The sequence below is a fragment of the Enterobacter wuhouensis genome, from assembly GCF_004331265.1.
Classification (GTDB): Bacteria; Pseudomonadota; Gammaproteobacteria; order Enterobacterales; family Enterobacteriaceae; genus Enterobacter; species Enterobacter wuhouensis.
The window spans coordinates 454,150-464,047 of the sequence record NZ_SJOO01000001.1 but is presented as its reverse complement, the minus strand read 5'-3'; the positions used below and the strand labels follow the sequence as shown (position 1 = coordinate 464,047).

At 55.7% G+C, this 9,898-nt stretch carries 12 protein-coding genes; 3 read left to right on the top strand and 9 right to left on the bottom strand.

Annotated elements, in window-relative coordinates:
- Both E0L20_RS02385 and E0L20_RS02380 read right to left on the bottom strand, forming a co-directional pair.
- Complete coding sequence (locus E0L20_RS02385) at positions 1–759, bottom strand: alpha/beta fold hydrolase (RefSeq protein ID WP_131632510.1); 759 nt, start codon at positions 757–759, stop codon at positions 1–3.
- Positions 760–845: 86 nt separating this feature from the next.
- Entirely contained in the window at positions 846–1,019 is a 174-nt protein-coding gene (locus E0L20_RS02380; protein ID WP_003856960.1) for a GhoT/OrtT family toxin, read from the bottom strand.
- Positions 1,020–1,263: 244 nt separating this feature from the next.
- Between E0L20_RS02380 and E0L20_RS02375 the strand changes: the two genes are divergently transcribed.
- The 3 genes from E0L20_RS02375 to E0L20_RS02365 are packed head-to-tail and all read left to right on the top strand — an operon-like array spanning position 1,264 to position 2,157.
- Positions 1,264–1,590, top strand: a complete 327-nt coding sequence (locus E0L20_RS02375) for a TehB family protein (RefSeq protein WP_131632509.1) — start codon at positions 1,264–1,266, stop codon at positions 1,588–1,590.
- A 27-nt stretch (positions 1,591–1,617) separates the two neighbouring features.
- Entirely contained in the window at positions 1,618–1,971 is a 354-nt protein-coding gene (locus tag E0L20_RS02370; RefSeq protein WP_131632508.1) for a TehB family protein, read from the top strand.
- 3 nt (positions 1,972–1,974) lie between these two features.
- Complete coding sequence (locus E0L20_RS02365; protein ID WP_131632507.1) at positions 1,975–2,157, top strand: DUF1869 domain-containing protein; 183 nt, start codon at positions 1,975–1,977, stop codon at positions 2,155–2,157.
- Positions 2,158–2,196: 39 nt separating this feature from the next.
- On the opposite strand, the gene patD is transcribed toward E0L20_RS02365, so the two are convergent.
- The 7 genes from patD to ymcF all read right to left on the bottom strand — a co-directional run bounded on the left by patD (position 2,197) and on the right by ymcF (position 9,517).
- On the bottom strand, positions 2,197–3,621 hold the full coding sequence (gene patD / locus E0L20_RS02360) for an aminobutyraldehyde dehydrogenase (RefSeq protein ID WP_131632506.1): 1,425 nt from the start codon (positions 3,619–3,621) through the stop codon (positions 2,197–2,199).
- Positions 3,622–3,645: 24 nt separating this feature from the next.
- A complete protein-coding gene (locus tag E0L20_RS02355) occupies positions 3,646–4,452 on the bottom strand; it encodes an ABC transporter permease (protein WP_131632505.1) in 807 nt (268 codons plus the stop codon).
- Positions 4,442–5,386 (bottom strand): ABC transporter permease, encoded by a 945-nt coding sequence (locus tag E0L20_RS02350; RefSeq protein ID WP_131632504.1) that lies wholly within the window; start codon positions 5,384–5,386, stop codon positions 4,442–4,444. Before E0L20_RS02350 ends, E0L20_RS02355 begins: the two co-directional genes overlap by 11 nt.
- 1 nt (position 5,387) lies before the next feature.
- Complete coding sequence (locus E0L20_RS02345; protein ID WP_131632503.1) at positions 5,388–6,401, bottom strand: ABC transporter ATP-binding protein; 1,014 nt, start codon at positions 6,399–6,401, stop codon at positions 5,388–5,390.
- Between the two features lie 17 nt (positions 6,402–6,418).
- On the bottom strand, positions 6,419–7,564 hold the full coding sequence (gene ydcS / locus E0L20_RS02340) for a putative ABC transporter substrate-binding protein YdcS (protein WP_131632502.1): 1,146 nt from the start codon (positions 7,562–7,564) through the stop codon (positions 6,419–6,421).
- 274 nt (positions 7,565–7,838) lie between these two features.
- Entirely contained in the window at positions 7,839–9,248 is a 1,410-nt protein-coding gene (locus E0L20_RS02335) for an aminotransferase-like domain-containing protein (RefSeq protein ID WP_131632501.1), read from the bottom strand.
- 80 nt (positions 9,249–9,328) lie between these two features.
- Positions 9,329–9,517 carry a cold shock small protein YmcF gene (gene ymcF / locus E0L20_RS02330; protein ID WP_131632500.1) on the bottom strand — a complete coding sequence of 63 codons (189 nt, stop codon included), beginning with the start codon at positions 9,515–9,517 and terminating at the stop codon, positions 9,329–9,331.
- Positions 9,518–9,898: the final 381 nt, after the last annotated feature.

Below are 9,898 nucleotides of genomic sequence, written 5' to 3'. Positions count from 1 at the left end.
TTATCCACCTGCCATACACTCCGCTAGCGTTTTTGCCAACGCAGTGGGATTTTCCCAGGACATCGAATGCCCGGCATCCGGGATAATCTTCACCTCAACGCCTTTCTGCTGGAGCGCACTGAAATCTTCATCAGGTAAAGACAACGCGCCGAAAATCAGCGTCACAGGACAGGTTAGCGACAGGAACAGTGACTCCCATTCGGGCTTCACACCTTCGACGAGACTTTTTGCGCCGCGCCATACGGCATAAGGGGCATTGCTTCGCAGGCAGCCCTTCCACGCTGAGGTTTCGGCATTGAGCAACGCGTCGTACCCCTGTTCGCAAAAATGCTCTTCTGATTGTGCCGCAATCGATCGGCTGAACATGCCGCCGCCGGCGTGAAAATTGGGTTCTGACACCATGAGCCCTTTTACCCGGCCTGCCATGATAACGGCGGTTTCTATAGCGATGCTGCCGCCCATGCTGTGTCCGTAGAGCCAGAGAGCATCGAGCTGAAGATGATCGACCAGTTCAGCAACAACGCGCGCCTGCTCGCTGGTGCGATAGCCGTAACGCACAGGCCTGTCGCTGTAACCGCTGCCGGGAAGGTCGATAAGAATGGCCCTGCGTCCGTCAAATTGGGCATCGCAGACAATACGGGGATATTCGTAGGATGATGCGCACCCTAATCCGTGAATAAACACGACGGGTACGCCGGAACCGGGAAGGTCTTGCCAGCGAACGGTGCAGCCAGCGTGTTGCGAGTAAAAACTGTTCATAAGCACTCCATTTTTGATGCACTGTTTATTTATACAGTCATCATACCTGGAATGCTATGTTCTTCTTTTAAAACTGGAAGCGTGATTCAGAAAAGCGAGATCAGCAGCGCCACGGGAAAACTCATTGGCCAGGTGGACCCCACCAGAAAAGCGCTCAGCAGACGAATGCGCTTGCGATCTTTCGAGAGGAACCAGGTAATGAGGGCACAGATGGACGCCATGATTGCGTAGAAAACCAACATCTTTTGATACAACGTCATTCTGTTTACCTGAGCCGAAAAAATAACCGCACGCAATATGCGTCATATGTTGATACAGATCAAGTTTTTTCGTTACACCATAACCACTTAAATATTAAGGATAATAACAACTGAGTACTTCCCTTAACATCCCTTGAGGAGCAGGACTAATCATTTCTTATAACATGCATCTTAAATGCACTTTTTGATAAATTTTGACATGCCGAACGCGGTTTAATAAAGGCAGGCTTTTAAGGGAGGAAATATGCTACGCATTCCGCAAAGTTGTATTCATACCCGCTCCACCCCGTTCTGGAATAAAGAGACGGCACCCGCGGGGATTTTTCAGCGTCACCTGGACAAAGGCACGCGTCCTGGCGTTTACCCTCGCCTCTCTGTTGCGCAGGGTGCAGTACGTTATTTGGGCTATGCTGATGAATTTACCCCCGAGCCTGACAGCGAATTGATTATCGAGGCGGGCCATTTCGGTGTTTTCCCGCCGGAGAGATGGCATCACATTGAGGCCATGACCGATGACACCCTGTTCAATATCGACTTCTTTGTCGAACCCGAGGTGTTGAAATCTCTGTAAGCGCCAGACGCTAAGAAGGAAACCATTATGCTACGTATTCCTGAGAATTTTGTTCATACCCGCTCGACCCCCTTCTGGAACAAAGAGACGGCGCCTGCAGCGCTATTTACCCATCACAATACGAAAGCGGGCGTCTATGGCCGCCTGTCGGTCATGCAGGGTGCGGTTCGTTACTTTGGCTTTGCTGACGGTGACGCGACCGAGCCGGATCTGGAGCTGGTTATCGAAGCAGGTTCATTTGGTATTTCCCCGCCGCAAAAATGGCACCGCATTGAGCTGTTAACCGACGATACCTATTTCAATATCGACTTTTTTGCCGACCCGGACGTTACGTTGACGGGGGCCGGTATCGGTAAAGTGGTTAACACACATAAGGAGTAACCCATGGGCAAGGCAACCTACACCGTGACCGTCACCAACAACAGCAACGGTGTCTCGGTGGATTACGAAACAGAAGCCCCAATGGAGCTGTTAATTCCTGACATCGCGGCGGACGTGGTGAAGGATTTAATCAACACGGTACGCGCCTACGACACGGAAAATGAGCACGAGGTATGCGGCTGGTAAAGGGAATGCCCGGCGGAATAACCTGCCGGGCAGGACTGCCTAGTGTTTTATCATCACATGCCGAATGACCGTATAATCCTCAAGCCCGTACACCGACATGTCTTTCCCGTAGCCTGATAACTTCATGCCGCCGTGCGGCATTTCGCTCACCAGCATGAAATGGGTGTTAACCCAGGTGCAGCCGTACTGCAGGCGCGCGCTCAGGCGATGGGCACGGCCAACATCTTTGGTCCAGACCGATGACGCCAGACCGTATTGCGAATCGTTAGCCCACGCCAGCACCTGCGCTTCATCGTCAAACTGCGTCACGCTGACGACCGGGCCAAACACTTCTCGCTGTACAATCGCATCGTCCTGCTTTGCCCCCGCCAGCAGAGTTGGCTGGAAGTAGTATCCTGCCCCCTCCCTTTTGCTCCCGCCGGTGATTACCTGGATATGGTCCAGCGCTTTCGCTTCGTCGACAGCCTGACAGACGCGCGCGAGATGTGCGGCGGAGCTGAGCGGCCCCAGCTCGGTTGATTCATCTTCCGGCGCGCCCATCTTCAGGCCGGCCACCGCCGCCCCGAGCTTTTCAACCAGCGCGGCATAAATGCCCTTCTGAGCATAAATCCGGCAGGCCGCCGTGCAGTCCTGCCCGGCATTGTAGAACCCAAAGGTTTGCACGCCGTCGACCACCGCATCAAGATCCGCATCGTCAAAGACGATAACGGGCGCTTTGCCGCCCAGCTCCATGTGGGTGCGCTTAATTGAGGACGCGGTATGCCCAATGATATGTTCTCCGGTCGCAATCGAACCGGTCAGAGAAACCATGCGCACTTTTTCGTGCCCGGTAAGCGGATCGCCCACCGTCTTACCGCGGCCAAACAGCACGCTCAGCACGCCTGCAGGGAAGATATCTTTCGCCAGTTCGCCGAGCTTTAAAGCCGTGAGCGGGGTAATTTCCGACGGTTTGATCACCACACAGTTCCCCGCCGCCAGCGCGGGGGCAAGCTTCCAGGCGGCCATCATCAGCGGATAGTTCCAGGGGGCAATCGACGCTACCACGCCCACCGGGTCACGGCGAATCATCGAGGTGTGCCCCTCAAGATACTCTCCGGCGGCCAGCCCGTTCAGCGTGCGCGCGGCTCCGGCAAAGAAGCGAAAAACATCCACCACGGCCGGTATTTCATCGCCCAGCGCACAGTGCAGCGGCTTCCCGCAGTTAAGGGATTCAAGCCGGGCAAACTCTTCGCCATGCGCCTCGATGACGTCAGCCAGCTTCAGTAAACACTCGGAGCGGGCTTTTGGCGTGGTTTGCCCCCACTGCGCAAAAGCGCGATCGGCGGCACGCACTGCGGCATCGACCTGCTCTGCCGAGGCTTCCGCGATCTCCAGCAGCACGTCGCCGGTGGCGGGATTATAAACCGGCTGTTTTTCCCCTTCACCGGCAGTCAGTTCACCATTAATCAGCAGTAGATTTTGCATAGCATTTTCCTGTTGAATTCAACGTTATTTCCCGCTTTCGGCGAGGTTCTCACCGTCGCGGGTTAGCCACCAGGCTCCCAGAATGGGGACGGTTGTCACCAGCATCACCAGCAGCGCAACCACGTTGGTGACCGGTACGTCGCGCGGACGTCCGAGCTGGTTAAGCAACCACAGCGGTAACGTGCGCTCGTGTCCCGCGGTAAAGGTTGTGACGATAATTTCGTCAAAAGAGAGCGCAAACGCCAGCATGCCCCCCGCCAGCAGCGCCGATCCCAGATTGGGGAGCACCACGTAGCGGAAGGTTTGCCAGCCGTCTGCCCCTAAATCCATTGAGGCTTCTACCAGACTCCAGGAGGTGCGCCGGAATCGGGCAATGACGTTGTTAAACACCACCACCACGCAGAAGGTGGCGTGCCCCACCACGATGGTAAAGAAACCGGGCTCAAGATTGATGGTTTTGAAGGCGGTCAGCAGCGCCAGCCCGGTTATGATCCCCGGTAGGGCAATCGGCAACAGCAGTAAAAGTGAGACGGCATTCTTGCCAAAAAACTCGCTTCGCCACAGCGCCGCTGCAGCAAGCGTGCCAAGCACCAGCGCAATGGCGGTAGCGAGCGCAGCGATTTGAAGTGACAACGTCACTGAATCGATGATGTCGCCACGCCCTGCCGCCACGCTAAACCACTTCAGCGTCAGGCCTTTCGGCGGGAAGCTAAAGGCGGCGTCCTCGGTATTAAAAGCATAGGCCGCAATAATCAGCAGCGGGAAGTGAAGAAAGATAACGCCGCCCCACGCGGCAATCTTCAGGAACAACGGCGCGCGCTCAGAGTGCATCGAATGCTCCCAGACGTTTAACGAACGCCAGATAGAGTGAGATAAGCACAATCGGCACCAGCGTGAAGGCGGCGGCCATGGGCATATTGCCGATAGCCCCCTGCTGGGAATAAACCATATTGCCAATAAAGTAGCCCGGAGGCCCCACCAGCTGAGGCACGATAAAATCCCCGAGCGTCAGCGAGAACGTAAATATCGAGCCGGCCGCAATACCCGGAATGGCCAGCGGCAGGACGACGTAACGAAACGTCTGACGAGGCCTTGCGCCCAGGTCGGCCGAGGCCTGCAGCAAAGAGGCTGGCAGTCGTTCCAGCGCCGCCTGCACGGGCAGGATCATAAACGGCAGCCAGATATAGACGAAAACCAGAAAGCGCCCAAGCCCCGAGGTCGAGAGCGTATTACCCCCAACAGCAGGCAGCGTGAGAATGGACGTCAGGATCGGCTCCAGCCCCATATGTCCGAGAAACCATTGCGCTACCCCGTCTTTTGCCAGAAGCAGCGTCCAGGCATAGGCTTTGACGATATAGCTCGCCCACATCGGGAGCATAACGGCGATATAGAAGAACGCTTTCCACTTTCCTCGGGTGTAGCGCGCCATATACCAGGCCATCGGAAACGCCAGGATCGCGCTGGCCAGAGTCACCGCGATAGCCATCACCAGGGTACGCACGATGATGTCGTAGTTCGCGGGGTTGAAGAGCGCCTTGAGGTTGGCAAAGGTCAGGTCCGGCGTGACCGACATGGTAAAGTCGTCGAAGGTATAAAATCCCTGCCACAGCAGCGTCAGGAGTGAGCCTAAATAGACGATGCCGAACCACATCAGCGGCGCAATCAGCAGCAAGAACAGGCCAAGCGACGGTTTACGCCACACTAGCGCGGTAAAGCGGCTTAAGGCGCTTCGCGATGAAGGCGAACGTGAAATGCTCCTGTCCATTTCACCTCTCCTCGTGAAGCAGTACCATGGCCTCGCGCGACCATGACGCCAGCACCTGCTGGCCCGGCTCAACGCCGTTTAGCATTGCGGCATCGCTGAGGTTGGCCTGACTCACCAGCAGCTTTTCGCCGTCCGCCAGCTTTAGCTCAAGGCGCGTCGCCGCGCCCTGGTACTGCACGGCCTGCACGGTGCCCTGAACCTGAACCTCCCCGCCTTCGTTAAGGCGAATATGTTCCGGTCGAAGCGAATACATGCCGGACATTCCACACACTTTCCCGGCAAAGCTGGCGTCAAAAACGTTGGAGGTGCCGACAAAACCCGCCACAAAGGGCGTGCGCGGGCGCATGTAAAGCTCGCGCGGAGTATCAACCTGCTCGATACGGCCATTGTTGAATACCGCCACCCGGTCAGACATCGACAGCGCTTCGCCCTGATCGTGGGTGACGAAAATAAAGGTGATCCCCAGCTCCTGCTGAAGTTTTTTCAGCTCAAACTGCATCTGCTCGCGCAGCTTGAGATCCAGTGCGCCTAAGGGCTCATCCAGCAGCAGCACGCGCGGTTCATTAACCAGCGCTCGCGCGATGGCGACACGCTGGCGCTGTCCGCCCGAAAGCTGGGAAGGCTTACGCGCAACGGCGAAGCTTAATCCCACCTTATCCAGCGCCTCGCGCGCCTGTGTGTGCCGCTTTTTCCTGTCGACGCCTTTCACCATCAGCCCGTAGGCGACGTTATCCAGAATGGACATATGGGGGAACAGCGCATAATCCTGGAAAACGGTATTCACATCCCGCTCCCAGGGAGGAAGCTCGCTCGCCTCTTTGCCGAAAATCTTTATCGCGCCGCCGGAGAGCTGTTCAAAACCGGCAATCAGGCGCAGGCAGGTGGTTTTGCCGGAGCCCGAAGGCCCCAGCATAGAGAAAAACTCCCCGTCGCGAATGCCAATGGTGACGCCATCCACCGCCCGCACGTCACCGTACAGACGGGAAACGTCGTTAAATTCTACCGCGTACGTCATGCTCTGCTCCCGGGCGATTAACGACCACCCATGATGGCGATGTAATCCTGCGTCCAGCGGCTGTACGAAACATACTTTCCGCCGTCTGCGATCGGGGTTTTCCAGAACATGATTTTGTCGAAAGCGTTATAGCCGTTGGTTTCGCACCCTTTGTCCCCCAGCAGCGTGCTGGCCTTGCACCCCTCCGCCACCACCGGCAGTGAGCCAAACCAGGCGGCCAGATCGCCCTGTAATTTTGGGGTAAGTGACCAGTTCATCCACCTGTAGGCGCACATCGGGTGTTTAGCCTCGGCGTGAAGCATGGTGGTATCCGCCCAGCCCGTTACCCCCTCTTTCGGAAACACGGTGGCGACGGGCTGATTTTCTGCTTTCAGGGCGTTGGCCTGATACGGCCAGGCGCTGGACGCGACCACGCCTTCATTTTTGAAATCGCTCATCTGAACGGTCGTATCGTGCCAGTAGCGGTGGATCAGCGCGTGCTGGTCGCGCAGCACCTTCAGCACCGCGGCATACTGTTGTTCGGTGAGCTGGTACGGATCGGTGATGCCCAACTGCGGCTGGGTTGATTTAACGAACAGCGCCGCATCGGCGATATAGATAGGGCCGTCATACGCCTGCACGCGACCCTGATTGGTTTTACCGTCCGGAAGATCCTGCTTAACGAAAACCACGCTCCAGCTGTCGGGAGGCGTCGGGAAGGTTTTGGTGTTGTACATCAGCAGATTGGGGCCCCACTGGTACGGCGTGCCGTAGACTTTACCGCCCACGTTGAACCAGGCCCCCTTCACAATGCGCGGATCGATTGTCTTCCAGTTGGGGATCAGGTCGGGGTTAATCGGCTGAACGCGTTTACCGGCAATGAGGCGCAGCGATGCATCACCCGATGCGGTAACCAAATCGTAACCGCCCTTCGCCATCAGGCTGACCATCTCATCCGAGGTCGCGGCGGTTTTCACATTGACCGCACAGCCCGTCTCTTTCTCAAACTGGGTGACCCAGTCGTAATTTTTATCGGTCTGACCGCGTTCGATATACCCCGGCCAGGCGATGATATCAAGACGCCCCTCTCCGTTGCCGATTGCCTTTGGCGGCTCGGCGGCTTGCGCCGTCACGATCGTCATGCCGAGCGCGCACAGGCTGCTGCATGCAAATTTTTTGCTCATAAGGTTTACTCCTGTCGCAATGAAATTTAGCGGCAGCCGTGCCGTAAAAATATCTCCCTAGTTAAACGTAGACCGCGCAAATGCGCCGCACCGCGCGGCTTCAGGAAATTTCATCAAGGTGTGACAGAGGGCGCATTCCCCGTTAACTGGATTATAGACAAGGGGTTAGCCGTAAGCGGGAGTATGCAGATTTCCTATGATGCCCCCCCGATGGATATTCGCGGGGCCATCTGAAAGATAAGGAGTGATTATTGGCATGGGAGGGGGAGAAATATTAATCCAGCATCTCGCGAATTAATTTTCCTAGCTGGTTCACGGCCTGTTCTTCACGCTCCCCCCACGCCCAGGACGTATTAAACCGAAAGAACGGCGTCCAGACATCGGATGTTGAAAACATCTTTCCGGGTGCAATGCTGATGTGATGAGGCAACGCTTTTTCGCTCAGCAGCCCTGCATCCAGCCCGGCGGGAAGTTCCAGCCATAAAAAGTAGCCGCTGTCGTTATGATGGATTTTAACGCCCGCCGGCATATGGCGTAAAAGTGCCTGCCATGCCTGCTGCTTGCGCTCGGCCAGCGTGCGCCTCAGGCGGCGAAGGTGCGCGTCGTAGCGTTTGGTCGCCAGGTAATCCACCAGCGCCAGCTGCATCGGAGAGCTGGTGGATAACGTGCTCATCAGCTGCAGGTGCTGAATGCGCCGCGCATGTTTTCCCGCCGCCACCCAGCCGATACGAAAGCCCGCCACCAGACATTTAGAGAATGACGAACAGTGCAGCGTCATGTCCTGCTGGTCCCAGGCTTTGGCCGGGAGCGGCTTTTCGCGCCCAAAATAGAGCTCGCTGTAAACATCATCTTCTATCAGGGTGACGTTATGACGGGTTAACAGCGCAACCAGACGGGCTTTTTTCTCTGCGCTCAGCGTAAAGCCAAGCGGATTTTGGCTGTTGGTCATTAGCCAGCAGGCTTTTACCGGGTAATCGTTGAGGGCCTGTTCAAGGGCATTCAGGTCGATCCCCTCGCGAACATCCGTCGCGATAGATAAAGCTTTCAGCTTCAGGCGTTCCAGCGCCTGCAGCGCGCCGTAAAAGCAGGGATTTTCAACGATCACCCAGTCACCCGGTTCCGTGACGGCCTGCAGGCTGAGGTTCAATGCTTCGAGCGCACCGGCGGTGATAACAATCTCTTCCGGAGAGATGTTCATCCCCTGCTGTGCATAACGACGGGCAATGGCGTGACGCAGGTCGACGTTTCCCGGCGGCAGGTTTTCAATCACGCTCATCGCCGTGGCGGTTTTGCTGACGTTAGCAAGGGAACGATTAAGCTGCTGGAGCGGGAAAAGCCGGGGATCGGGAAACGCGGAGGCAAAGGGTACAACGGACGGGTCGCGGCTGGCCTGCAGTACGTCGAAGATATAGGTGTTGATGTCCACCACTTCGTCACGCATGACCTGCGCGGGGGGGGCAGGCTGTTGCGCGGTCGGGCGCGAGGCAACGTAATAGCCCGACTGCGGTCTGGCGACGATGCGCCCCTGACTTTCCAGCATCTGATACGCGTGGCCGACGGTCATAAAACTCAACCCGCTGCTCGCCACCTGCTCTCGCAGAGAAGGCAACTTGTCGCCCGGCAGCCATACGCCAAGCTCAATCTGCGAGATAATTTGTTGCGCCAGACGCTGGTATTTTTTCATCAGATTCTCCTTATTGCCGACAGTGTATATCAGCAGGAGAAAAAGAGAAGATTTTGCTAACTGTTATGAAAACGCGGTTATTATTTACGGAACTCGGTAACGTGACTCTGTGCGGAACGCGCAGCGGCCAGGTGGTCGAGCGTAATCATCGGCGATTTGCAAAAAATGCATTTGGCGCCGAACGGATTTGCCTCAGACACGTCAAAGGCGGAGGTACGGTACTGCGAGCCATGGCAGCATGGGCAGCGGAAATGGATATAAGAAGTCATAAGATTCTCCTGTAAACGTAAAAACGTAAATTACTAATGGGCCGATAGGGCAATAATGGTTTTAAACAAAAACGAATCGGAAAGTAGATAAAGACCCAAGAGAGGCTGCGGAGAGGCACAACGTGATGAGAACTGCTTTATAAAACTACGTCAGATATTTATTTGGACTTAAAACCAGAAGACCATTAACGCACTTCGCTGACGACAAAGCAAGAGGTTTAATGCGTAAAAATCATAAAAATAACTTTTTTATGCATTCACCGCAGGCATATCAGATGACGGAAAAACCGGATTTTAGATAACTGTTATACATAAAAAATCCTTTTCTGCGTCTGATAGTCCCCTTTCCGGCCCTATACCATAACAGTACACCGTTTGACA